The organism is Hyphomicrobiales bacterium (assembly GCA_039973685.1).
Taxonomy (GTDB): Bacteria; Pseudomonadota; Alphaproteobacteria; order Rhizobiales; family JACESI01; genus JACESI01.
The window spans coordinates 16775-41723 of record JBDWKL010000016.1; the positions used below are offsets into that span (position 1 = coordinate 16775).

The following is a 24949-nucleotide window of genomic DNA, read 5'->3' on the forward strand; positions in this document are numbered from 1 at the left end:
CAAAAGGATGCCTAACTAGGGAGTAACGGGCTTTGCGGTCCGTGTCGAGTGGGTAAAAGAAGATGCAGTCCGAGACAATAATTTCCGCACTGATTTTAGGCATTGTGGAAGGTTTAACCGAATTTATCCCCGTTTCCTCTACGGGACATATCCTGTTGTTGGGCCATTTTCTGGGCTTTGAAAACACCGGTAAAATCTTCGAAGTCTTGATCCAGCTTGGTGCGATCCTCGCCATTTTGACGATTTATTTTTATCGTCTCCTCAATATTGCAAAAGCATTGCCAACCAGCAGTGCTGCCCGTCGATTTGTTGCAGGTGTCACAATCGCCTTTTTACCGGCTGCTTTTGCCGGTGTCTTTTTGCACAAGTTCATCAAAGAAGTCCTGTTTGAATCGCCCATGCTGATTTGCATTATGCTAATTATTGGCGGCTTCATTCTTCTTTGGGTGGACCGCAAAGCATCCAAGATGACACCGAAATATACGAATGTAGAAGACTACCCAATCTGGCTCATGTTCGTCATTGGTTGTTTTCAATGCATCGCCATGATCCCTGGTGTTTCACGCTCAGGCGCCACAATCGCAGGCTCACTGCTTTTGGGCACAAACAAGCGATCGGCTGCAGAATTTACATTCTTCCTCGCCATGCCAACGATGGGCGGTGCCTTCGTCTATGACCTTTATAAGAACATTGACCTTGTCACGACAGATGACCTTCTGCTTGTCGCCGTGGGTTTTGCCGCAGCCTTCGTTGTTGGCGCGGTCGTCGTTAAATATTTGCTCGACTTCGTGACCAAATATGGATTTGCGCCTTTTGCTTACTGGCGCATCCTTATTGGTACTGTTGGATTGATTGGCTTGTTTGTTTATACACCGCCATCATCAAGTTCGGCCGCGAGAGAAAAGCCAACGCTGAATGCTGAACAAATGCTCGCAGATGCGCTGGGCAAACCCATGGAAGCAGAAATCAACTTTCAAGCTGCCGCCCCATTGAAAAATCAACAAAGCGGACAGTCCAATGCTCAGACCGTGATCTCAAAGCAAGGACGGCACCCAGATTGGCAAATTGGCATTAAAGCCGATCCACTCCCGCGATAAGTAACGCTCGTAAGTTAAGCAGGCTTAGCAGGCTTCGTCGCAAACTGGCCATATGGTCTAAAGCGAACAAGATAAGTTGGCAGGATTGTTTCCATGCTTTGCGGATTAATGCCAAGGCCTTCTAAAGTGCGACCGCTCGCCTTGGCGTCTTCTGACACCACATTATCATGCTCCAATAAGCACACTTGATCTTTGGTCAAAAGCGGCTTTGGCAGCAGACCCAAGATTGCCCCTTGAATTTTTGCAATACCGAACGGAATAGGCAGCAGTGCCTTTTTTCTGTGAATGGTATCAAGCATCAAGTTTAAGCATTCTTTGAAAGAAGCAACCCGTGGGCCGCCAAGCTCATAGGCTGCACCTTGCTCTAGCGCACCATCAACACCGCGCGCGATTACTTCAGCGACATCGCCCACATAGACCGGCTGGAATTGTGTATGCCCGCCACCGATAAGGGGCAAAGCTGGCGCGATTGTCGACATATCAGCGAAACGATTGAAGAAATCGTCTTCAGGACCAAACACAATGGATGGGCGAACAATGACAGCTTCTGGCACAGCTTCAAGGACGGCTGCTTCACCTTCTGCCTTTGTACGGGCGTAATCAATATCGCTGGAAGCATCCGCGCCAATGGCTGACATTTGAACCAGCGAGCTGATACCAGCAGCTTTTGTTGCTTCTGCGATCGTTCTGGCTCCACGCGCTTGCACAGCATCGAAGTTTTGTTTGCCAGATTTATATAAAATACCGACCAGATTAACGACAGCATCCGCACCTTCAACAGCCTTTGCGACCGAAGCTGGATAGCGAAGATTGGCTTGAATTGGTTGAACTTGGCCAACGGTTCCTAAGGGGCGCAAGAAGCCTGCAAGATCAGGCCTACGACATGCAACCCGCACCCGATAGCCGCGCTCGGCCAAGGCTTTTACAACATAGCGCCCAACAAATCCGGAGCCGCCAAAAACCGTTACCAGTTTCGTGTCATTTCTCATCGCTTTGACCTTATCTATTTTCCATCGTGGAACAAATCAGTTCTGCTTTGTCTCTCATAGCTTTTTGAGACCCCCTAAGACAAGACTTAGGATACGCAAATTTGTAGAAGTTTCTGTGAACAAGCAGCCAGAAATGTCCTTTTGGCCCACTCTCACCTTAATTCGGCAAAATCAGCTTTCTTTTTGTCCTTCATTGACAAAGACTAGGCAACCTTCGGCGTTACAAGCAACGGTTCTTTTTCCTGGTCAGCAATTGAACGTCACTATCTAAGCATTAGGAGCTTATCAAATGTCTAAACCTGCAATCGGATTTATTGGCCTTGGCCTTATGGGCAGCGCTATGTGCGATCATATGCTTGATGAGGGCTATCAGCTTACTGTCATTGCCAATCGATCGCGCGAAGCTGTTGATGCTGCTGTTGCTCGTGGTGCAACTGAAGTCAAAACATCCAAAGAAATTGCAGAAGCAAGCGACATCATCATGCTTTGCATTGATACCTCAAAATCGGTTGAAGGACGCATGTATGGTGATGACGGCGTCATTGCTGGACTTTCGGCTGGTAAAGTCGTGATTGACTTTGGGACATCGCTGCCGGCTTCGACCATAAAAATCGGCGCTGATGTAGCGAAAACAGGCGCGACTTATTTGGATTCACCAATCGGCAGAACACCCGCGCACGCAAAAGACGGCCTGCTTAACTTAATGTGTTCAGGTGATAAAGCTGGTTTTGACAAAGCTGAATCTGTTCTCAATGATTTGGGTGAGAATGTCTTTTACCTTGGTGCTCTTGGTTCAGGCCACACCATCAAACTCATCAATAATTTCTACGGCATGACCGTTGCAAACGCGATGGCGGAAGCTTTCGCGATGGCTGATAAAATGGGCGTTGATGGCAAACAGCTCCATGATGTTATGGCAGCCGGCCCTTTGCATTCAGGCATGATGGATTTCGTTAAAGCTTATGCGGTCGACAATGACCCAAGCATGCTCGCCTTCGCCATTAAAAATGCAGCGAAAGATGTTGGGTACTACGCTCAAATGTCAAAAGATGCGGGTGCCGAATCTCTCATGTCTCAATCGACTTTGAAAGCGCTTAACACAGCAAAAGAAGACGGCATGGGGGATGATATGGTTTCCCAAATGTATGATTTCTATAAAAAGAACATGGGCTAGATTAGGCTTAGACACTGAATAGGCGGCCCTGTTCGCCTAACAGCCAAAGCAAAGCTTTGGGAAGGAGCGCGTCGTTACTCACAAATGCCGAGAGGCAGGCCTTAGAGCTTTCGCTCAATCTCAGATAACATCAACGCAGCATACTTCTTGCGCCAATTATAATAAGTGCCTTCGAAAATTTGGATGCTTTCATAGCATCTGCTTCTTCCTACTCAGGAAAATCATCGCACCAAACTCTAAATTAAACTGCAGGAGTTTGCAGGGAGCTGGATGGCAGCTTTGTGTTTGGCTTGCCAATATTGCGGCTCGTTTCAATGTCCGCTTTTTTCGTCTTCAAGAATTTTGAACCATTTATGCAAACCTTGGCACTCACAAGTAGCGAGTAATTCAAAGGCAGGCATTCCGGTCGCGCCCGTTACATGCTCAGTCATCTAATAAGAAAGATTCTAGAATGAACTCATTTAACAACACCCTATCACGCGGCATATGCATTGCCGTTCTAACTATTTCGGGCTCCGCAGCTACATTTGCCGCTGATCTAGATCCTGAAATTCAAGCTTCGCCAATTACTGAGTCACAAAAGCCCAGCTTTTACGGCTCCATTTTTGGTGGCGCTAATTTTGATGTTGGCTCCACTGACTTTACGAATGGTACAACTATCGTCGACACAGAATTTGACACAGGCTTCACGGTTGGTGGTGCAGTTGGTTATAAGTGGAATCACTTCAATTTTGGCGGCTTCACGCCACGAACAGAAATTGAAGTGAATTATTTCGACAATGATGTCGATACAATCGATTTCTCAGGGAACGGCGTTGGTCAAGAAGTCGTCAATGGTGACAGCGGCGTTTCAGGCGTTGGCGTGTTTGCTAATCTCTTTTTTGATCTGGATACCGGCACAAAGTTCACGCCTTATGTTGGCGGTGGTGTTGGTGTTGGGTTCCTCGATCTTGATGTCTTTTACAATGGTCCAAACCTGAACCTTGACGATACCGACACGGCATTTGGTTGGCATATTGGCGGCGGTGCAAATCTTGAGCTGACCGAAAGCACTTCATTCTTTGTCGATGCCCGTTATCAGCAATTCGTCAATGTTGATAGCCTACGCCGTATTGGTGAAGCACCTGTTGGTGGCGGCACTGGTCCTGGCGGTGGAGACTTTGAAGACGATCTAGCCTCTGTTTTGGTTAGAGCTGGTCTAACTTACCGCTTCTAAAACAAGCGGATTTTCAATACACAAAAAGCGCGCCCAGAAATGAGTGCGCTTTTTGTTGAAAAGTGGAAGGCGCGCAATCAAGTATTTGTTTTCAAAAAGTGTTGGGGCTTCATCTGCATTTTGATGATACCTTATTGTCAGCAATAATTGTGACCCTAATTAAATACTTAAATTAATTTTGAACCCTTTTTCAAAAGTCGGGCACTTACCTTTTACATAGTAATGAGTGAGCTTCATGTTCTTGGCGACATCTAACACAACTGTTCCGTCAGATGATAAGAGTCCAAATGAGATCGACAAGCAGCTGTTAACAGCGATTGCGTCCGGGGATAAAGATGCGTTTGAGCGGTTCTACCGTCGCTATTTTAAGAAAGTTGTTGGGTTCGCCATTCGAACAACCGTCAACAATGAAACTGCTGAAGATGTAGCCGTTGATACGATGATGGTGGTCTGGCGTACGGCCAACAATTTTGGCGACAGATCTAAAGTATCCACGTGGGTTTTCGGCATTGCTTACCGAGTGGCGCTTAAAGCCTGCGCCAAAAATAAAACTGATGTTGACGATAATGTAGAGCCCGATGAGTTGCCGCATGAGTCAACCGGAATGGATGAATTGGAACGTGTTTTCTTGCGTGATCAATTAGGCCGCGCTCTGCAAAGCTTATCAATAGAGCAACGTAGTGTGATGGAACTGACTTACTATTACGGGTGCACCTATCCTGAGATTGGTGAAATCATGGGTTGCCCCGTTGGAACAGTGAAGACGCGGATGTTGCATGCGCGTTCAAATATGAAACATATTTTGTCGACACAACCACGTCGATAACAAAGAAACGGGCATCTTAATGGAAGTAGATGAAAGAGAAACCGGCGATAAGCATCAAGAAGTATGGGCGTTATTGCCGTGGTATGTTTCGGGTAAATTAGACGCGGATGAGCATGAGATGGTCGAGCGCTATATCAGCACCTGTCCACTGTGTCAGAAAGAGGTGGCTGAGCAAAAGCGCCTCGCGTCTGCAATTAATGATCGTAATTATCTTGATGGCGCTGAAGATCAAAGTTGGCAAAATATTTCTGCCTTGGTCGATGCTGAAAGCCAACAATCGAGATCAAATATTACAACCCTTATACCTAAGCAGACTAAACCCAGAGCACTAACCCAATGGGCAACATACGGTTTGATTGCAGCTTCAGCATTGGTGGCAATTGTTATTGTGCCCAATGTCATAAATCAGGAGGGAAAATATGAAACCCTTACTGATAACGCTGTCGTTGCTGGGGAATTTCTCAGAATAAAAGCTGCAGATGGCATCGGAAAAACTTCCATGCTTGCTTTGTTTGAAGCCCATAACCTTAAATTGCTTAGCGGCCCTTCGCCAACGGGTGTCTATACCGTCCAGTCTAAAAACAAACAAAGTCTCTCACCTGTTTTCGCGAAAATATCAGACGCCCCCGAGGTCGCCTTTGTCTCTCACTTACAGGGCGACAATTGATGCGTATTCTAACTCTGATATTTATTTTTTTGATCGCTTCAATACAAATTGGGCATGCGCAAGAACAAAAGGAAAATTGGCTCTTGGCATCTGCTGATGATCTCGTTGGTCGGCGGTATATTGTCGTAACCATTCCGATTGCTTCGCAAGATCGTTTGAAGGCGCAGATCGATAAAATATCTAGTGAGTATGGAATAGACCTTGTTGCCGAATGGCCAATATCCAGCATCACGGTTCACTGTATTGTCTTTAAGGTGGGGTTTAGTAAATCAATTTCTGAGCTCATGTCCGTTATGGAAAAAGACAGTAATATCGGGACCGTTCAACGAATGAACGCGTTTGAAACGTTAAATACGCCGACATATGATGATGAATTATTCAAGCTTCAAACCAACCTATCCAACATTGACATCTTGTCGGTTCATCAAAAAACAACCGGCCGCGATGTTAATATAGCGGTTATAGATACCGGCATTGATTTTTCGCATCCAGATTTGTCAAATCGTGGCTTCAAAAGCAAAGATTTTGTGAGCGTTGAAAAAAGAAAAGAAAACCCAGCGGAAAGACATGGGACTGCAATTGCTGGTGTTATTGCAGCCAGCAATGCTAACCGAAAAGGAATAGTTGGCGTTGCCCCAGACGCAAGGGTTATTGGCATGCGTGGTTGCTGGCAGAGCACTATCTTAAAGAAAGGAAGGTGCAGTACATTCTCGCTCGCTCGCGCACTGAATGTCGCCATTGCTCAAAAAGTTGATATAATAAATCTCAGTCTTGGGGGCCCATTTGACCCGTTACTTGCTAAAATAATCAAAGCAGCAATTGAAGACCACGCCATCGTGGTTGTTGCTGCTTATGGCCCCAATAAAAAAGCACGGTTCCCAGCTAATCAGCCTGGCGTTATTGGTGTCTCTGGCCAAAAGATTGCGAAAGGTATCATCGCTGGCCCTAGCATTGATGTATTAAGCACTTCGCCTGGTGGAAACTACGATTTCTTCTCAGGCGCCTCTATTGCGACTGCTCATGTATCCGCCATCGCAGCTTTAATGCTTGAGATAGAAAAGAACCTCAGTCCCAAAATGATATCTAATCTTATGATAAGCTCGAACCAAAAACCTTTGAATGGTGGAAATTTGAACGCTTGTGCAATTCTTTCAAAGATTGATGATATTGTTTGTTAATTGTAGGCCATCGATTTTTGGCCTTATATTTCATCACAGACACGCGAATACGTATTGTTTCTCATCGCGTAATGGTAGCAGATGGCGATGATCCCGCTCTCGAGAACTTCCTTCAAAAAGAGAAGGCGAATAAGCCTGTCAGGCAAGAGACTGTAAAGTTGGTCGACAAAGCAATAGCCCTAAGACCAAAAGGAAGCGTCGCCGAGACAAGCGTTATGATCGAAATGAATATCTCCCCGACAAACGAAGGGCTCTTAACAGGTGGGCTGTTAAGTTATTGGCGATGGTGAGTGGCACTGAGGATAGAGTTTGTTCGTCATCAGTGCGCACGGGACATTTAATTTGAATTAGTAGGCAGCTTCATAAATTGCCAATGCGTCAGCTAGTTTAACTTCACGTGGATTGTTTACGAGAAGACGCGTTTGGTTCATCGCGTCGCTTGCCAGTTTGGGAAGCGTTTCCCTCGGGATGTTCATTTCTTTGAGACTTTGCTGAAGGCCACATTTTTGTGAAAGATCAGCCAAAGAGTCGCAAAAGGCGCTTGCGCGTTCTTGGCCCTCTAATTTTGCCAGTTCAGGAAAAGCAAATGGCGCCAATTCCGCATAAGGTTGCGGAGCGACTTCGCAATTGAAACGCAAAACGTGGGGCAGTACGAGAGCATTTGAAAGCCCATGTGGAATATGGAAATGGCCGCCAAGTGGATAGGCTAATGCATGAACAGCTGCGACGGGTGAGTTGGCGAACGCTTGGCCTGCCATCATTGATCCCAACAACATAGCGGAACGGCCTTCAATAGCCGACCCATCATTGACAACCGCCAAAAGCGAAGGCCCCATCAACTGAAGTGCTTTTTCTGCCAGCATGCGAGAGATTGGGTTATTATTGGCGCTAGCAGATGCGTAGGCCTCAATCGCATGTACCATGGCATCAATGCCTGTTGCCGCTGTGATGTGTGATGGCAGCCCCAAAGTTAGTTCTGGATCAAGCAGGGCTATATCTGGAATGATGACAGGTGAGACGACACCCATTTTTTCATTGGTGCCTGTGGTAACAATCGAAATAGGTGTCACTTCCGAGCCTGTTCCAGAAGTTGTTGGCACAAGAATTAACGGCAAGCGTGGTCCCTTTGCATTGCCGACACCATAAGCATCCGCAAGCTTTTCATTACCGGTTGCAAGCAAGGCCGCCAGTTTCGCAACATCCAAGGATGAGCCGCCACCAAGACCAACAACGCCCTGTGATTCATGGTCGATGGCCGCTTGAGCGCATGCGAGCACAACTTTCTCTGAGGGATCAGATTCAACATCTTGGAACAACGCCACATCAACACCCGCGGCTTTTAATATGTTTATCGCGTTGTCAACAATGCCAGTTGTCATCATGCCAGGGTCTGTCACCAGCAAAATACGTGTCCCAATGCTGGCCTTTACCATTTCGCCAAGCTGCGACACCAAACCTGCGCCAAATCTAACGCTGGCTGTTGTATTGAAAATAAAGGGGGGCATAGGGTCTCTTTCTTGGCTCACGAGCCAAATGTCCAGGTTGTTAATGTTATGATTGTTGCGATCGCAGAAATCGTCCAAGCCAAACGCAACACTTCTACTTTTTGTATTTTAGTGTCCCGAATAGCGGCCGTGGGAATGGCTTCGACCGGGGTAAATTGAACGTCAGATTCTGATGCAAGTTCCATTTTGTATGAAAGGAACCAAACCAAAAACACACCCAAAACCCAAAATAGAATTGTCCACGCCCAGATAGATGGAACACCAATCATCCAAACTTCAAAGCCTGCAGAAGGTTTTCCGAATGCGGTGTTACCAAGAACAGCACCAGGACCAATAGCCAAGAAAAACCAAGCAAGAACTGCAGACCAAGCAGCAGGCTTTAGTGCACGGCTTTGAACTTTAGGCTTCATGTAACTTCGCAAAAAGCTGCGTATATCCAAGGCAATATTGGCATGCCCTCGCCCTTGTGTAATGGCGGAGATTACAAGCACCGCCAACACATTGAAGAAGATGCCCCATCCGGCAGAATGGATAGTCCAAGGCCAACGGCCCCAAGGCAGATCAAGGCCGACGAATTCTAACATGCGAATGCCAACTGTATCCGTAACAAAAACAGCAAACAGTCCGAGCACCCCGCCAGCTAAGACAGCTTGTCTTGTTATAAATTTAACCCAACATAAACCGAGTAAGGCTGGCCATAATTGAAAGGCTGCCGGCAGGGCTACAGAACTTAGCGCCGAAAGGACAAATGGCCCTAGGAGAGCCAGCAAGGCTGCGGCGAGAATAAGAAGTCCCATTAGCACTCTGGCAAATAACAACTCGTCCTTGCTTGAAAGGCCTTTATGGAAAAACGGTTTGTAGACATCCTTGATCACAGCATTTGCAGCGGTGAGAACACTCAAACCCATCACGAGTTGCAATGCGGCGAGAAACCCCAGTGCGCCAATGGCCATAAACCAAGGAGAACTTGCTGAGAGGATTGCCAGCAGGTCCCCAATTGGATTTCCACCTTTTCCAATTCCTGTTACACCAATTAAAATAACGGCTCCGACCAAAAGAGCGCCAAAAAAGCCTGCAAATACCCATGTCTGTCCAGCTGCAATTCCTTTTGAATTGCGTGTAGCAATGACCAATTGGGTGATCATTGGACTTGCTTGGATGCCCATCAATGCAAGCGCGGTGCTGAATATCATCATCGCGGTCCACTGACTTGTTATTGAATCTTCAATCCCATGTCCGGCAGTAAACTGGATGACCCCAGCAATCTCAAACAATCCCTTAGAAATTGAATCTGGATTTTGAGCAAGAACACCTAACGCTTGGCTGATTGGCTCTAACCCGCCCTGGGTGATGAGAACAAAAAGCCCTAAACCAGCTAGAGTGAGGCCAATTAAAACGGTCTGTAATACGCCGAGGTACCCAACAACTCTCATCCCCCCGATGATCAGGTAAGCCGCAACCAGAAACGCTATTCCCAAGACATATTGAGGAAATAGATCTGCACTGCCAGAGAGATTAGCCAGCAATTGAGAGACAGCGCGAAGTTGGATCCCTGAGAACCCGATAGCGATCAACAACGCAATCCCTGCGGAAAGAATACCGATAGCTTTGCCGCCGAAATAGGCGTTCAACATCTCACCCTGACTAGAATACCCATGACGTTTGGCGATGGCCCATTGCGGCTTTAAGAAGAGTACACCTGTAAGCGGGATAACGACTCCGGCAAGGGCAAGAACGGCAAAACCTAGGCCTTGGTTGGCGATCGTCTTTGGAAAGCCCAGCATGATCCATGCAGAAATACTCGCCCCTGTAAGTCCAAGGGCAGTCATCCAAGGTGCAAGAGATCCACCTGCTGTGAAAAAACCAGTTTCGGATTGATTGTATAGGGACGCTGATCGGGCCCAATAAAGAGAAACCAATCCATAAAACAACAAGAGAAGAAATAGCCATATTACAGGATCAAACAGGCTCATTTTCGATGCCTCGAATGAGATTTTGCAGAGACGTCGAATTTATGAAACGCGCCACTAACCCCATACCGGGTTGTCAGATTAACAATGAACCCAGCAACGATAATTGAGAGTGCGGTCAGACCAATGAAAAAGCTTGTTTCAGAGAGCGAACCAGAAAGCCAACCAACAATGAATACGATTGTAGAAGTAACAAACACGCCTAACCCGAGCGCTACTTCCCCCTTGGAAAAGCTCTGCTTAAAAACATAATTCGCGACAAGGTGGCACAAGAAACCCACCACAAAGGCACCTATTCCAAAAACACCGACCAAGAAGTTATCACGGACACCGCCTTCAAGAAGGAAGCCAAGTCCTAAAATTCCGAACACAGTCCAGCAGCTCATCACTGCAACTTCTCGTTCAATCTTTGTTGTAAGGCTCAAGAAAGCCTCCTTTAAATTCTATCAAGACTGGTGTGATCGCGCGAAAGCGACCACAGACTGCGTTCTTAATTTTTGGACTTTGGTGCCGATTTTTTGGGCGAAGCAGCTTTGGGCTTACTGGATGTTTCAGCAGCACCAGGCTCGGTGTAAACGATCTTAGATAAGTCTTGCAGACTTTCCATGCGGTGCACGTTTTCTCCGCTCATTCCGATCTCTCCTAACAATGTATCGACAAAGGGAGCCTGCGAGCGATATCGCAATGCGGAATTCACGACTTGATCTGCAAGGTTTCCGTCACCTGATTTGCCTTGCCCATCAGCAGTTGAAGAGCCATCTGAATTACCTCCTGCTAAACCTGGGAGACCTTCAACATGAAGAATTTTGATTTCGTCGATATTCTCCATTGGTTTGACGCTCTCGCGGATGATTTCAGGAAGGTTCTCGACCAACTTTTGATGGAGAGCGGATTTGCGGCTAGCGTCTGTGCGCAGGTTTTCAGCTTCATTGAGCGCCCGTTTTCCATCTGCTTCAATTGCAAGGCGTTCTTTGAGAGCTTTAACGGCAATTCCATCCGCTTCAGCCAAATCTTTGGCTGCGGATTTTTCAGCCTCAGCATTCACCTTGGTAACAATTGCACCCCGTTCGGCTTCTTTTGCTGCTTCAATCAGCTCAACCTGTTTGCGTCGATTTGCAATTTCGGTATCACGAACTGTCTGCGCCTTCTCGCTCTCTTCCAGCATTTTACCACGGGCTTTTTCCGCTTCTGATTGTGCAAGGGAACGTTTCTTAGATTTTTCTGAAATTGCAATTTCGCGCGCTTGTTCTTCTAGCGCCAGATTTTCCTGTCGCTTGATTTCGATTGTTTCAAGCGATTGCTCCATTTGGATGCGGCTGGTTTCTACCTCTTCGCGTTCCTTCAAACGGGCAATTTCAATTTCTCGTTCCTTCGCCGCATTCATGAGCTCTACTTCAGCTTTTTGCTCAGCTCTACGAATAGCCACTTCGCTATCTTCGGCCAATTTCGCGTATTCACTTTCCCGCTCAATATCCAAAGCCATCTTCTCAGCTTCAAGGTTCTTCTTGCGAACCGCGATCATCGTATCTTGCTCAATGTCATTACGCTTTTTCTTACGCTTCTCGATCTCTTCGGTCAGACGTGTAAGACCTTCCGCGTCAAACGCATTTGAAGGATTGAAAAGCGAAATATCAGCTTGATCCAATGTTGTTAGAGAGATGGTTTCTAGTTCAAGCCCATTGAGCGTGAGGTTGTCGGCCACTTCCTCTTTAATTTTCTTGATAAAGGCAGACCGGTTCTCGTGTATTTCCTCCATAGCCATCGACGCAGCAACGGCACCCATAGCATCCACAAAACGGCCTTGAATGAGGTCGCGCAAGCTTTCTGGATTTGTTGTTCTATTGCCAAGGGTACGCGCGGCCGTTGAGACAGCTTCAATTGTCGGTATCACACGCACGTAGAATTCAACTTCCAACTCGATACGCATCCGATCCTTAGTAATCAGTGATTTCTGCCGCGATCTTGTTACTTCAAGACGCAGTGTATTCATATTCACTTCGGTAAGGTCGTGGACGATTGGTAGGACTAACGCGCCACCACCCATGACGATTTTTTCACCAAGAAAACCGGTTCGCACAAAGGATACATCCTTGGTTGAATGGCGGTACAGCCAGTGAAGAAGGTAGGCAAGAACCGCAATAACGATCGCCGCCAGAATGATAATTGCAATGATATTGGCACCGTTCATTTTGGTAACTCCATATTAGAGGGCAGTGTATTGATTTGCTCGAGATTGAGAAGAATTAGATTATTCATCGGATGATCCTTTCGAGGCCAAAACAGCCGTTGAGAGAATGATGATCCCGAACGTTATTCTGTTTAAAAATTCTGTCAGGTTGTAAGCGACGCTCATGCCGCCAGTATCAACATGACCACTAAAACTGATGATGAAATTGGCCAACGGATAAACTGCCCAACCAACAGTCACAATCAACCGCAGCCAGAAGTACCCACGCTGTACTGGCGCGTTGAGGCTCTTTGTTACGGCCTCTTCCATTTGTCCGAAAAATATCTCGCCGAGAATGTATAGCCAGAAAACAATGCCGATAAGAAATGCCAAAGTTGCGTGAACGAACCCTGCTTCTCCCAGATAGCGAAACAGCACCATCAAAACAGTGACAACCAATAAGCGCCAAAACAACGCGGAAGATACTGGCCCCATCTGACGGGCAAAGAAGAAGAGTGCGATAACCTGTAGGGGCATGGATATGATCCAGCCTACATAGTGATAAACGAGTGGAACCTGTGAACTTGAAAGCCAAACAGCTTTTGATTCATAGAGCGCCAACACCCCAACAAGAGTTGCCAGACCGCAAAGAGTGACCGGTAATTTCCAACCACCACGCACCCAAGCGGAGCCGATGAGAAGCAATACAGTTGTTGCTACCATTCCCAACAGGGCTGCAGAATAACTCGCACCTGTTAGATCTATTGTTTGCATAACTGGATGGGTCATTTTGTCCCCTGTCTTGATTTGGCTTGTTCTTGTGTCAATTGCTTGTCGCTTTCTAAATTTGGGTTCTGATGTGCGGGGAGCGCGCATAAAGTGCGACCATTGGGAGGATTAGCAGTCCGAAGATAAATTGCTGCCATTCATGGTTAAGTCCGATGCCGACCAAAAATGATGTCAGGACTTGAAGAACCAAAACGCCAATCACAGTGAAGCCGTATCCACCTATCCCGCCCAATAAGGAAGTCCCACCAACAACAACGGCAGCAAGGGTCATGAACAAATAACTATCCCCAACGCCAATGAAACCGCCACCGCTCCAACCAAGGAGAAAGATGCCCGTTAGCGCTGAGAAAAACCCGCTGAGCGTGTAGACAGAAACCCAATAGACGCGCTCTGAAATCGATACGCGTTTTGCTGACGTACGATTTACACCTAGAGCATATAGATAGCGGCCATAAACGGTATGCCGCATACCAACGATCAGCACTACCGCGATGATGATCCAAATGGCGATTACTGGTGGAATGGGAATTCCAAAAAATGATCCATTTAAGGCTGCTAAGTTGCTAAGCCAACTTGGAACTGTTGCAAAAACATTGCCACCATAGGCTGTTCCAATCGAAGTGATTATTTGGATGCCCCCAGAAACCGCGAATCCAGTTCCCAGCGTCATAATGAGCGCTTGGCCCTGAAGGCGATAGCTAAGCAACCCATTTATCAAACCAATAAGTAATCCAAAGAACAATGTGATTACGAGTGCTAACCAAGGTGGGACACCGAGGCTGATGAGATACAACATCCCCACATTGGCTGAACCAATAACGAATGGGATCGAGAGATCGAGGCCACCGACAAGCGCTACAAGTGTTTGACCGATACATGCCAAGCCAAGAAATGACGCAAAGAGCAGCATCGATTTGATATTGTTTGTTGATGAAAACCCTTCGATGTTCATCGCACCAATTGAGAACAGGCCGATCAACACCATCAAGCCGATAAATGCGCTTTTGTTTTCAGAAACAAATTTCCCAACCGTCATTGTCAAAACAATGATCAACAACAAGATGAGCGCTGAAATCACGTTCCAAATATTGAAGAAACCTTCAACGGTCAGAGAAAGCGTTACAAATAACAATGCTAAGATCAAAAACCCAAAAAACCCTAAGCGATACTTCAACCATGCTTGGTAAAGTTCACCTGGCCCCTCAGTCTCCTGATTTTCTTCGCCTTGATTATCAAACTGTTTGACAAAAAATTGCCAAGCCCAAGCTGAACCAGCAAGGGTGGCTACAGCAAACAAAATGACTTGCTGAATAGGTTGCCCCTGAACCAAGCCAACAACCACACCGATCGCCGTTATGCCTAATGCCAAAACCAAACCAATAAGGCGTGTTAGCAAAGTGCCAGTTTTATGTGTTGATGCAGAATTACTCAATTGGCTTGCTCCCGAATTGGAGCTTGGGAGGAATCAGAATTTTGGGTCAAAAAATAACCTGACATCAACAGCATGGATGTGACGAAGATTGCGACCAAAAGTCCAATGTTGCGAAAATCTGAGTTCGAAAAAATCACCCGCAACAAAATTGGCAGTGCAATAATTAGAATTGCTGCATAGATTAGCGGCTGCGCGAATGCGCCGTATTCAATGTCACTTTCACTCAGTTGCACCACTTCAAGGGGCGCTGCAAAATTCATTGCAGGGAGCGCTTGTTTCGCCGTATCTGTCGCGGCCTCTAATGCCGTATAATCAAATGTCGTGTGTAAAATAACACCGAAGACAACAACTGACAGCACAACAAAATAGAGTAACGGTGAGAAGTTTCGGATGTGCCGTTGGATGAACGGCAGAGCGATTGTTAGCAGCAAAGAGACAACCAAGATTGTGCCGTAAGCAAGGTCAGTTACAAAGCTTTGAACAGCGCCAAAATTGAATGTCGCAAGCACATAGGTAATCAAATATAGATTAAGCGCACCAAATAAAGACCCCATCACTGTGCCGCGCCCGCCTGCGAGCGAAGTGCCACCTAATACGAGTGCTGTTACGGCGATGAGTGTGTAGGTCGTTCCTTGGCTTGGATCTCCTGAGCTAATCAAAGCCGTATACGTAATGGCTGACAATCCGGCGAATACGCCTGCAATCGCATGGGCACCAAAACGGACGGTCGTGATCGGAACGCCACTGGTGTAGGCAGCTCTCTCATCTGATCCCATCAGTCTCAAATGAGTGTAGAAAGCTGTTTGTGTGAAAAGCAACCATGCAAGTGTTGCCACCACAAGGATCACCAAAACAGGCGAAATAATATCAATGCCTGCACCCCAGCTTTGCATCCATTCAGGTGCAAGGCCTCCAGGTCGAGGCAGAATGACAAGGTTTATGCCTGATAGCGCTAGAAAGCCACTTAGCGATACGATTATTGGTTGGACCCGCACATAAATGACAATCGCAGCCATCAAGACTTGATAAGCAATGCCGAGGCCAATCGCAAAAATGAAGACAGAGATTGGAGAACCTATCACCTCGGCTGCGGTAAGCTGGATAACAGAAACATTGATGAAGCCGATCAGCGGGCCAATGGCTAAATCCACAGTGCCCCGGCCTGCCGTTACGCTTGTCATGAGAGCATAGGTTGCAAGAATGAGAGGGGCTGAAACAATAATTGCGGCGCCAATTCCTGAGCTTGTCATCAGAGATGGAGATCTGACGACTGCAATGATCAAAAGGACAAACAGAACGGTAATTGGCATCAACAAATAAGGCGTTGTTCCGCTGCCAGAGCTAACTTCATCGTTTTCAGCTTGAGCTGGAATTGTGCTTGTTGTCACATCGGTCATAACGCAGACCGTTTTTTGTTTTTGTGAGCATCGAATTCAACAATCTTGATATTTAGTCGCTTTGTGGTTGCTGTATTATCTGCAGCAAGTGAAACAACGTTGTCTTGATCTGGGTTTGATACGTCTGTGCTCTCAATATCTTGAGGCTGCAAAGGAGGGTTGTCACTCGAGTTCGGCTGTAGGGCTTCAGAAGTAAGCCCCTTTAGTCCAAGACGATCTGTTTGACCGAACATGGCTTCAAGAATACGTTTTTGTTCAACCTGTTCCCCAGCAAAGGCATCAAAGGGACTACCGTTTCGAAAAACGATAACGCGGGTGGCAAAGCCGATAAATTCTTCCAATTCGGAAGATAAATAAATCACAGATTTTCCAGATTCAGCAAACGTCCTTAGATGTTTGTAGAGTTCAGTCTTCGCCCCCACATCAATGCCCCGCGCAGGATCATTCAAGACGATAATATCAGGTCGCATGGCGAAGCCGCGACCAATAAGGACTTTTTGCTGATTACCACCCGAAAGAGACGTGATCTTATCGTCAGCAAGGCCAAATTTAATAAGTAAGTTTTCAGTCTCTCGAGTGAAGATTGCTTTCAGACTTACCCAATCAATGAACCCGAAAAAACCACCACGTGTTTTCTCGCGATAAAGTGGCATAGACATGTTTTCAAAGATGCTTAGCGAAGCGAAAATACCTTCACGTTTTCGATCTCCAGAAACATAGGCAATTTTAGCTTTTACGGCTTCGCGAAGAGACTGGATAGGATGAAACACCCCTGCCCTGTCGGATGAATAAACGAGCCCTTTTTCCGCCAGTTGCACACCAGCCAACACCCGCACAAATTCATCTTGTCCTTGGCCATCAAGACCAGCGATCCCTACGATCTCACCTTTTAGAAGTTCGAAGTCTACGCTTTCAGCATCGGGCCAAATTTGAAGGCCGTGAGCCTGCATGACGACGCTGTCATCAACTGGAATTGGCGCCTTGAATTCGGCGTGATTATCGTCTTGGTCTTCGCCTGTCATCAAAGCGAGCAAATTCTTTTCAGTAATCTCTTCCTTTTCCAGAACACCAACGTCTTTGCCATCTCTCAGGACGGTCGCTCGGTCTGATATGCGAATGAGTTCTGCAATTCTGTGCGTCACAATGAGAACAGTAGTGCCACCGTCTCTTAGTTCTCGCATCTTATCAAAAAGCCGTTCAGTACTATCAAAATCCAAAGCGGCTGACGATTCATCAAGAATGAGAATTCGGGGGACTTGAAGGAGCCCTCGCCCGATAGTAATCCATTGTTTAATGCCAAGTGGCAATGTGCCTACGAGTGCATGGGGGTCGACTTCTTCCCCTGCCAATTCGCGCATCATTTTAGCGGCGCGCTGGACTTTTTCATTAAATGGTAAGGTCGAAGAAAACAGATCGTCTGTTCCCATGAAGAGGTTATCGACAACTGTACTTTCGTCGGCAACAAGAACTTCTTGGTAAACTGTTGAGATACCAATCGCTCGGGATTCCCCCGGTGTCGATGGTGTTTCTCCTAATATGGAGACTTGCCCTTTATCAATAGGTAAGACGCCAGAGACGATCTTAGCCATTGTGCTTTTACCACAACCATTACCACCGACGATGGCATGTATCTCGCCCATCCTTGCAGAGAAGCTGCAGCCATTGAGCGCACGCGTTGGCCCAAAGAACTTGTATACATCGACCACAGAAATTGTGTTCTGCGCGACGGATGCAGCTGGCTGAGATGGTTGCGCTCGTGACAAAAACTTACCCTTATACAATCCGGACTGCCCATCACAGGCAGTCCAGTTTTCGTTTACTTAGCGCTTGTATTTTGCTGGATCAGCAGGCTTGTAGAAGAAGCCATCTAGGAAAGCAGAGCTACCCCAACGATCTTTACCAACTGGAAGCCAGTTAGGTGTGTTTGGATCGCAGCTTTCATCCATAACGTTTTTAAGATCTTCAAAAGTAACGGTCACAGGATCAACCATGATAGATTGAACTTTAGGACCTTGCCCCTGCAAAGTACGCATCATGATGTCCCAGATTAGTTCCATCTCATCTTGTGGCGGCCATGTTTGGATCGCACTAGAAATGTAATCTGGGTTTTTGCGCCAATGGCACAACGCACCTAGTTCACCGCCGATTGCGACTGGAACGTCAGCACGACCAGATTGAGCAAGCGCGCGCAATACACCCATTTCAGCGGCAGATTGAACCACTACGCCGTCTAATTTTCCTGGATGTGTTGAGAGCCATTTTTGCACTTCACCCTGAGCGACCTGATCGGTCCACATGCCAGCGATTGAACCAACGACATTAATGCCTTCTGCTGTTGCCAGACCAGCCTTAACGCCACGGTCTTGACTATCGGAAGCAGATGTTCCCGGAATGCCCTCTACAACAAGCACATTACCTTTGCCGCCAATTTCCTTTGCCATCCATTTGCCGATTTCAAATCCTGCAAGCTGATAGTTTACGGATGAATTGACCGCATATTCTGATGTCAAATAGCCGGTGAGTGAGAATGTTGGAACACCCTTGTCGTAAGCATATTTAACAGTCTGGTTGAGCGCAGTCGGGTTTGAGCAACATACGATGACAGCATCGACACCTTGATCAACAAGCTGACGCATTTGTTGGATTTGTGTTGCATCTTTAAGGTTTGACTGGGTCACAACGACTTCAGAAATCAAGCCCAATTTTTTCCATTTAGGAATGATCACGTCTTGCAATTGCGACATCGCACCAGCACGCCAAGTATTGCCGGCATACGAGCTTGCATATCCAATTTTCCAAGGTGGCGGATTCTTAGCCACAAAATCTTTGTAAATGCTCGCTTCTATCGGCTGAGCTGGGTCAAGCATTTCTGGATTATAAAGGCGCTCACGCACCTGTGGATCAATATCGTCCAATCCTCCTGCAATCGCGCCAGTCGCACACAGAGCGACCCCGCTCAACGCCATCGTTATTTTTTTCAAAATTCTCATTACTTCCTCCTCAGTTTTAGTCAATTTTTGTTGGTATTTCCCGCGCCGTTAACGGCACAGGTTTTATAAGCCAGGCTCCTCCAGCTCACTTTAGGGTCTTAATCGTAGAAACTGTGCGGAGCTTTTCTAAATGTGTTCCAATGCACTGGGTCATGGCCAGTTACGACTAAAGCTCCAGTATCTTGGGCAATTTTGTGTAATTTTGCGACAGAACGAGCCGCATCTACCGACGAACAAACAAGGCCAGGAAGAGCTTTGTCTTCCCAGTGATCAAGTGTGTAGGCAGCATCAATCGTGAGCAGCACTGGGCCGGTATTTGGGAGGGTGACCAAAAAGGATTGATGGCCAGGCGAATGACCCGGTGTGAAAATCATCCGTATGGTGCCATCACCATAGAGATCATAATTATCTGTATATTCACCACCCAAGAACTTCCATTCAAGACCCGGACGATCAAAGTCAGCCCTGATATACGCAGCCTCAGAAAACCAGTCTGGGTTAAACGCATAATCATATTCAATTCTTTGCACGATATGCTGTGCCTTTGGAAAACGGCCAATTGCACCTGAATGATCAAGATGCAAATGCGATTGCAACACATAGCTCACATCTTCAGGCTCAACACCAACTGAACGACATTGATCAACGCAATTGTCTTTGACATTCATCACCGGATCATAAGCATCAACAACAGCACCCCAATGGCCGCGTTTATCCATCGCAGTCTCAATGGCGTTTCCGCCGTCAATAACAACGTTACCCTTTGGATGCTTAATCAAGAACCACGGCACTGGAATCTCGAAATCTTCCTCTCCTTGGTTCATTTTGATATATTTGGTTTTGGTGCGAAGCGTTCCTGTTTGGAACATGAATAACTGAATATCAGAGGGAGAGTTTGATGTCGGTTGGGTGCGCGCACGGATTGTTGGCGCGGGCGCTAGGTGGCTACTTGAACCCATATGCCGTACCGCGTTTGAATCACGCTCTACTTGTAGGCCTTGGTCATTAAATTCAAGAATCTTCATCATCAAGCTTTCTTATTTTATTCAGTTACCAAGTAATCAGGCGTCAGTGCGGTCTGCGATGATTCTTAAGGCTTCGCGCAGATACTCTCTGAACAACGGATGGTTTTCGCTCATCGGGAAGTGCCCGATATCTTCCATTTCAATGTAAATGCCACCAGGAATATTCCGAGCCGTTTCTTCAGTCGCTTCAGGCGGCGTCAAATAATCGTAAGTGCCTGTCATCATGATAACGGGGCACCTTTTGGTATCGATCTGGGAAAGTTGATCCGTGATGTTGTGGTCAACGGAGTAAAAATACAGGTCCCCCTTAAACGCCTCTGACCCTTGGGTATAATAATGCCAAGTGAGCCAACGATCCTTTTCAGGACTCTGAGGGGCCATGAGATCCCAAACACCACTGGCACAAACTTGTGCGGCGTTTGCATGGGGATGTCTCCATAGATCAAGGAAGAAACCAGGAGCATGCGCGGCAGCTTCAACTGGAATGACGGCTCTAAAACGATCTGGATGTCTTAGCGCAAGTTGAAGCGCTACATTGCCCCCAAAGGAAGAACCCATGAAAATTGGATTGTCGAGTTCCAATGCGTCACAAAGTTTCACGATGAAATTGACAAAATGATCGGCCGTTAAACGATATTCCTCTTCCCACCATTTTTGGTTATGAGGCGGATCGGATTTGCCGTGTCGAGGTAGGTCATAAGCTATGACGTTGTAGCGCGATGTAAATTCTTCATCTTCGAGCAGGTCTCTCCATTGATGGTTATGACAACCTGCAGTGTGCTGACACACTAAAGGTGTTCCGCTACCATTTTGAAGATAGAAAACTTTGTATTCACACCCGTCGACATCGAATGTTACATATCGTCCGGTTACTGGTGAGTGTTTTACCATATTGCTAAGACTGCCTTACTGATCAGAGTATTGGTTGACGTCATACCGGCACTCCCACCTTGCGAAGCAGTTCAAACTGCACTGTAAAATTGCGCAGGTTCTGCATGAGAACGAGCGTATTCCCCTCAATCGTCAAATCTTTACGAAAACTCGCAGACCAAATCCCATGGAACATTGGCTTGGGAACGGCTCTGGCGAATTCGCGCCATGTTTGAGCACTGGCGCGTAGAGCAAAATCGTAAGCATCCATGCCACCGGGTGTAATGTTCATGCGATAGACTTTACCATCGATCATTTCGACAATGATCTTTTCGTGCTCCATATCGAGCATGTAGGTGCAGGTAAAATAGCGCGCCATGGCGGCGATCGTTTTATTTTGATCAGAGGCTTCACTGAATTTTACAGCCCAGTCACTAACAGTCATCGTCTATCCCAATTCCTGCTGCGCTTGGAAGAGTGAAGTTGGATGGTTCAGCGGCCGCTAAGGATAGGCTACCGCCCACCAAAACAGGATTCAAATCATTGTTTTTTTGCAACGCCTGCTCTCCCCCAAACGATGCGTTCGGTATATTGAACGCTTTACAATATATCGAATATTGATCATTATGGAAGTTAGAGTCAAGCTCAGTTTGTAAAATATAAAGAGAAAACTAGCTTCAACTACCTGACTTAAAAAGAGAAAACTTGTGGACCGGATAAAGAGCAAAATGGGCGTGCAAGAATCAGATAAAAGGCCAAAATTGGTACCAGCACTTGTCAAAGGTGCGAACGTTTTAGACATTGTTGCAAAGTCTCAAAAAACGCTCAATATCACTGAAATTGCAGAGGAAATTGGGATTGCGAAGAGCAGCGTTCACGGAATTTGCGTGACGTTAACTGAACTAAACCTGTTGCTAAAGAAGCCAGACCAGACCTATCAATTAGGTCCTCACATTATGCGATGGGCAAATCGATTTACCTATGAATCCGACGTCGCAACAGAGTTCGCCACAATCTGGGATGAAGGTAGTAGCTTACCAGGAGCTACAATTACGCTGTCCGTATTAGAGGGCAGCGAAGTCGTTTATATTGCGGCACGGAACTCAGAATTGTCAGTGGGTTATGATTTTCGGATAGGAATGAGATTGCCTGCCGTGTTCACTGCAACCGGCAAATCTTTTTTGAGTTATTTGCCCGAAAGCGAGGTGCGTCGTCTCATAGGGAAGACTTTCCCCGAACCTCTTACAGACAACAGCGTTCAGGATCTCGATACATTGATTGATGAATTAGCCGTCATTCGCGCTCAAGGTCATTCAGTTGATTGTGAACAGGTCAAACTGGGTATGGTCTGTTATGGGGTCACGGTACTGAACTCTAATAACAAGCCAATTGCCGGTGTCGCCGTTAGCCTATCAACGGATGCTATTGAAGAGATTGGCGAAACAATGGTTATTAAAAACATCAAGGACATATCGAAAAAGATTTCGTTCCGGCTTGGCGCTGAATTATAACGCCTTTACTTTTCCGCCAGCAGCGACTTATGGACAGATGGGTGCCTAGATAAGACCAGATTGGAAAAATCGCTGAGAGACTCTTGATAGCAAGGGCCTAGCAATGAGAAGGGCATCACAGAGGATGTTAAGGGATAAATAAACGGCAATATGCCCGGATGCTGATATGGTGAAATGTTCTCAGTAGAAATGCTGGGGGGGGGGGGGACGCCCCCAATGCCGCATCAAGAGACCGAGTTCTGACTTTACTGCAAGCCGAACCAACCTCTTGACACTCAGCCTTCCCCCGCCAAGCCAAGCCAAGCCAAGCCAAGCCAAGCCAAGCCACAGTGAGGGGATCTGAATGCGGGATTTAAGCGTTAGATTGGATAATCAACAAATATTCTATCCCAAACCAATCGCCTCAAAATCTAAAATCGACCATCGCGTCATAAATATCGCATAAACGAAAATGCAAGCAATTTACAAATTAGCCCTACGAAAACCATCTAAGCTATTGAAATATATGAATAGTTGATAGCGGGAGAGGGAAATGTTTTTCATGAGTATAAGTAACTGTTATTGTTGAGTTTTACGAACACAAAAGTGCACCAATGTGTACCACCTAAAGTCGTATATGAAGGGCGTTTGCAACAATCACTAGGTTTATCGGTCTAAGGCCACTATTGTTCTCTGACCATTTTTGAACAACACAGCTGCGAAGATCGGGCGCTATCCATTTTTGACTGAACGTTTTCTTGAGCAATTCAGGACCTTATCCGGACCCGGCATAGCTGGGCATTTCAATGGGTTTGAAGTCATTGAGGTCATAGGCGTCGAGAAGACTGCTCAGCCGTTCAACGTGGTGAGCATAGCGGTTGCCACGGAGAGCATTGAAGAGAAGCCGCCTGTATTTCTGAGTAAGCGCTTACGTGTCGGCGGACTGAAAGGCTTTTCTTTCGGTGTACGAAAGTCATTTGTCACTATCGATAGCTTTGAGAATGCTATTCGATCGTGGGCTGTTTCGGGCAAGTGGAAGCCGGTAGACCATGAGAACCAAATTGGTGACCTGCATCCTTAGATCGCCGGTTCGTCCCGGCGAACTCTCTCGAGCAGATCGCGCTCAATCGGCTTACCAAGAACAACTTTTTCAACGGTTGCTACCTACTCGAACTCTTCGACACGACGAAGACGCACGTACAGCGGCTCAGTGCGTCGCCAGAGGCGCTTGCGTCGCTGTCCGAACAGGTTCCAGTGTCATCCCTATCGAGCTTGGGAGTATGTATGATAGGCTCGGAAACGTGGTCATTCAGTTCCCTGTCGATGTGCTACGAGCCGAGTTTGGGACGGATGGCGTTCAGCACAACGTCGAAGTTGCTTGGCATCCAAAAGCGAAGCCAAGAAAGCTATTGGCGGTTGGGTCGGTATATCATGACAAAACACCCCTATCGTTTGGGTGCGCTGAACTGAGTGATGGCCAAACAGAGGTATGCCCGGACCCCGATGTCGGTATTTTGCAGGGTTACGTTTGGGACAAAGAGAATGGACTGCTTCTCGCCGCGACGGATGAACTTGCCTTCATCAAACGTATATCTATTGATATGCAGATGCAGACGCCCGAACCATGGGTTTTTCCAGTCTCGTTTGAGACGAATGCTGAGACAGCGCGCGTGAAGTTGAGTGGCGGTTCAGTGCCCTCGCAGATCGACAACTTCGATACGGAGTGCACCGGCGGTCTCATTCAGAACAGGATAAATGACGAAGAGCGTCGCAAGTTAGCCCGCCAGCGAACGTTTATGCAATATCGTCCGAACAGCAAGCCCGACAAAGCAGAGCGCCAACGCGCGCTGAACAATGTCAGGGCTTTAATCTTTCAAAACGGAGCAGGAGGCGTTTGGCTTTGGGAGCCATACCTGTCTGCCCAAGACATTCTTGATACACTATTTTGGAATAATAGACAGACAGCCCTATGCGGGCACTTACGCTGCTCAAGAACAGTGAGCAGGGTGGCACGAGGGAAGATAGGCGAACCGAGTTTGCGCGCGACTTATCCGGCTTGGACAAGAATAGTTTGCGTATGCACATTGAGTTTCGTTCAGCCCATGGGCAAGATGGCTGAGATTTCCTGTCTGACGTAAGACACATAACCGAAACCATCATCATCAAG

21 protein-coding genes and 1 pseudogene are annotated in these 24949 nt (G+C 46.9%); 9 read left to right on the forward strand and 13 right to left on the reverse strand.

Annotated elements, in window-relative coordinates; genetic code table 11:
- Window positions 1-62: 62 nt before the first annotated feature.
- Window positions 63-866 (forward strand): annotated as a pseudogene (locus ABJO30_04055) (undecaprenyl-diphosphate phosphatase).
- A gap of 245 nt (window positions 867-1111) precedes the next feature.
- Here the strand turns inward: ABJO30_04055 and ABJO30_04060 are convergent.
- Complete coding sequence (locus ABJO30_04060) at window positions 1112-2086, reverse strand: complex I NDUFA9 subunit family protein (GenBank protein ID MEP3231980.1); 975 nt, start codon at window positions 2084-2086, stop codon at window positions 1112-1114.
- Window positions 2087-2375: 289 nt separating this feature from the next.
- Here ABJO30_04060 and ABJO30_04065 point away from each other — a divergent pair, with 289 nt between their 5' ends.
- From ABJO30_04065 to ABJO30_04085, 5 genes are all read left to right on the forward strand, one after another.
- Window positions 2376-3260 carry an NAD(P)-dependent oxidoreductase gene (locus ABJO30_04065; protein MEP3231981.1) on the forward strand — a complete coding sequence of 295 codons (885 nt, stop codon included), beginning with the start codon at window positions 2376-2378 and terminating at the stop codon, window positions 3258-3260.
- Between the two features lie 451 nt (window positions 3261-3711).
- Window positions 3712-4476 (forward strand): outer membrane beta-barrel protein, encoded by a 765-nt coding sequence (locus ABJO30_04070; protein ID MEP3231982.1) that lies wholly within the window; start codon window positions 3712-3714, stop codon window positions 4474-4476.
- A gap of 235 nt (window positions 4477-4711) precedes the next feature.
- Window positions 4712-5302, forward strand: coding sequence for an RNA polymerase sigma factor (locus tag ABJO30_04075; GenBank protein ID MEP3231983.1), 591 nt, complete (start codon window positions 4712-4714; stop codon window positions 5300-5302).
- Between the two features lie 19 nt (window positions 5303-5321).
- A complete protein-coding gene (locus tag ABJO30_04080) occupies window positions 5322-5969 on the forward strand; it encodes a hypothetical protein (protein MEP3231984.1) in 648 nt (215 codons plus the stop codon).
- Entirely contained in the window at window positions 5969-7147 is a 1179-nt protein-coding gene (locus ABJO30_04085; protein ID MEP3231985.1) for a S8 family serine peptidase, read from the forward strand. Before ABJO30_04080 ends, ABJO30_04085 begins: the two co-directional genes overlap by 1 nt.
- A 347-nt stretch (window positions 7148-7494) precedes the next feature.
- On the opposite strand, the gene ABJO30_04090 is transcribed toward ABJO30_04085, so the two are convergent.
- The 12 genes from ABJO30_04090 to ABJO30_04145 all read right to left on the reverse strand — a co-directional run bounded on the left by ABJO30_04090 (window position 7495) and on the right by ABJO30_04145 (window position 21737).
- Window positions 7495-8652 carry an iron-containing alcohol dehydrogenase gene (locus tag ABJO30_04090; GenBank protein ID MEP3231986.1) on the reverse strand — a complete coding sequence of 386 codons (1158 nt, stop codon included), beginning with the start codon at window positions 8650-8652 and terminating at the stop codon, window positions 7495-7497.
- A 17-nt stretch (window positions 8653-8669) separates the two neighbouring features.
- Window positions 8670-10625 (reverse strand): hypothetical protein, encoded by a 1956-nt coding sequence (locus tag ABJO30_04095; GenBank protein ID MEP3231987.1) that lies wholly within the window; start codon window positions 10623-10625, stop codon window positions 8670-8672.
- Window positions 10622-11047: a hypothetical protein gene (locus ABJO30_04100; GenBank protein ID MEP3231988.1), complete on the reverse strand. Its 426-nt coding sequence runs from the start codon at window positions 11045-11047 to the stop codon at window positions 10622-10624. The genes ABJO30_04095 and ABJO30_04100 overlap by 4 nt, the downstream gene beginning before the upstream one ends.
- 65 nt (window positions 11048-11112) lie before the next feature.
- On the reverse strand, window positions 11113-12810 hold the full coding sequence (locus ABJO30_04105; GenBank protein MEP3231989.1) for a flotillin domain-containing protein: 1698 nt from the start codon (window positions 12808-12810) through the stop codon (window positions 11113-11115).
- 60 nt (window positions 12811-12870) lie between these two features.
- Window positions 12871-13578: a bacteriorhodopsin gene (locus tag ABJO30_04110; protein ID MEP3231990.1), complete on the reverse strand. Its 708-nt coding sequence runs from the start codon at window positions 13576-13578 to the stop codon at window positions 12871-12873.
- Between the two features lie 52 nt (window positions 13579-13630).
- The gene (locus ABJO30_04115; GenBank protein MEP3231991.1) at window positions 13631-15010 is read right to left on the reverse strand and encodes an ABC transporter permease; all 1380 of its coding nucleotides are present in this window, start codon (window positions 15008-15010) and stop codon (window positions 13631-13633) included.
- On the reverse strand, window positions 15007-16407 hold the full coding sequence (locus ABJO30_04120) for an ABC transporter permease (protein ID MEP3231992.1): 1401 nt from the start codon (window positions 16405-16407) through the stop codon (window positions 15007-15009). The genes ABJO30_04115 and ABJO30_04120 overlap by 4 nt, the downstream gene beginning before the upstream one ends.
- Window positions 16404-18170, reverse strand: coding sequence for a sugar ABC transporter ATP-binding protein (locus ABJO30_04125; protein ID MEP3231993.1), 1767 nt, complete (start codon window positions 18168-18170; stop codon window positions 16404-16406). The genes ABJO30_04120 and ABJO30_04125 overlap by 4 nt, the downstream gene beginning before the upstream one ends.
- 57 nt (window positions 18171-18227) lie before the next feature.
- The gene (locus ABJO30_04130) at window positions 18228-19397 is read right to left on the reverse strand and encodes an ABC transporter substrate-binding protein (protein MEP3231994.1); all 1170 of its coding nucleotides are present in this window, start codon (window positions 19395-19397) and stop codon (window positions 18228-18230) included.
- A 98-nt stretch (window positions 19398-19495) separates the two neighbouring features.
- Window positions 19496-20425: an N-acyl homoserine lactonase AttM gene (gene attM, locus ABJO30_04135; protein ID MEP3231995.1), complete on the reverse strand. Its 930-nt coding sequence runs from the start codon at window positions 20423-20425 to the stop codon at window positions 19496-19498.
- A gap of 33 nt (window positions 20426-20458) precedes the next feature.
- Window positions 20459-21313, reverse strand: coding sequence for an alpha/beta hydrolase (locus ABJO30_04140; protein MEP3231996.1), 855 nt, complete (start codon window positions 21311-21313; stop codon window positions 20459-20461).
- A gap of 40 nt (window positions 21314-21353) precedes the next feature.
- Complete coding sequence (locus ABJO30_04145; protein MEP3231997.1) at window positions 21354-21737, reverse strand: hypothetical protein; 384 nt, start codon at window positions 21735-21737, stop codon at window positions 21354-21356.
- A gap of 283 nt (window positions 21738-22020) precedes the next feature.
- Between ABJO30_04145 and ABJO30_04150 the strand changes: the two genes are divergently transcribed.
- The 3 genes from ABJO30_04150 to ABJO30_04160 all read left to right on the forward strand — a co-directional run bounded on the left by ABJO30_04150 (window position 22021) and on the right by ABJO30_04160 (window position 24920).
- Window positions 22021-22803, forward strand: coding sequence for an IclR family transcriptional regulator (locus tag ABJO30_04150; GenBank protein MEP3231998.1), 783 nt, complete (start codon window positions 22021-22023; stop codon window positions 22801-22803).
- A 721-nt stretch (window positions 22804-23524) separates the two neighbouring features.
- Window positions 23525-23863: a hypothetical protein gene (locus ABJO30_04155; GenBank protein MEP3231999.1), complete on the forward strand. Its 339-nt coding sequence runs from the start codon at window positions 23525-23527 to the stop codon at window positions 23861-23863.
- Window positions 23864-24083: 220 nt separating this feature from the next.
- Window positions 24084-24920: a hypothetical protein gene (locus ABJO30_04160; protein ID MEP3232000.1), complete on the forward strand. Its 837-nt coding sequence runs from the start codon at window positions 24084-24086 to the stop codon at window positions 24918-24920.
- Window positions 24921-24949 lie beyond the last annotated feature (29 nt).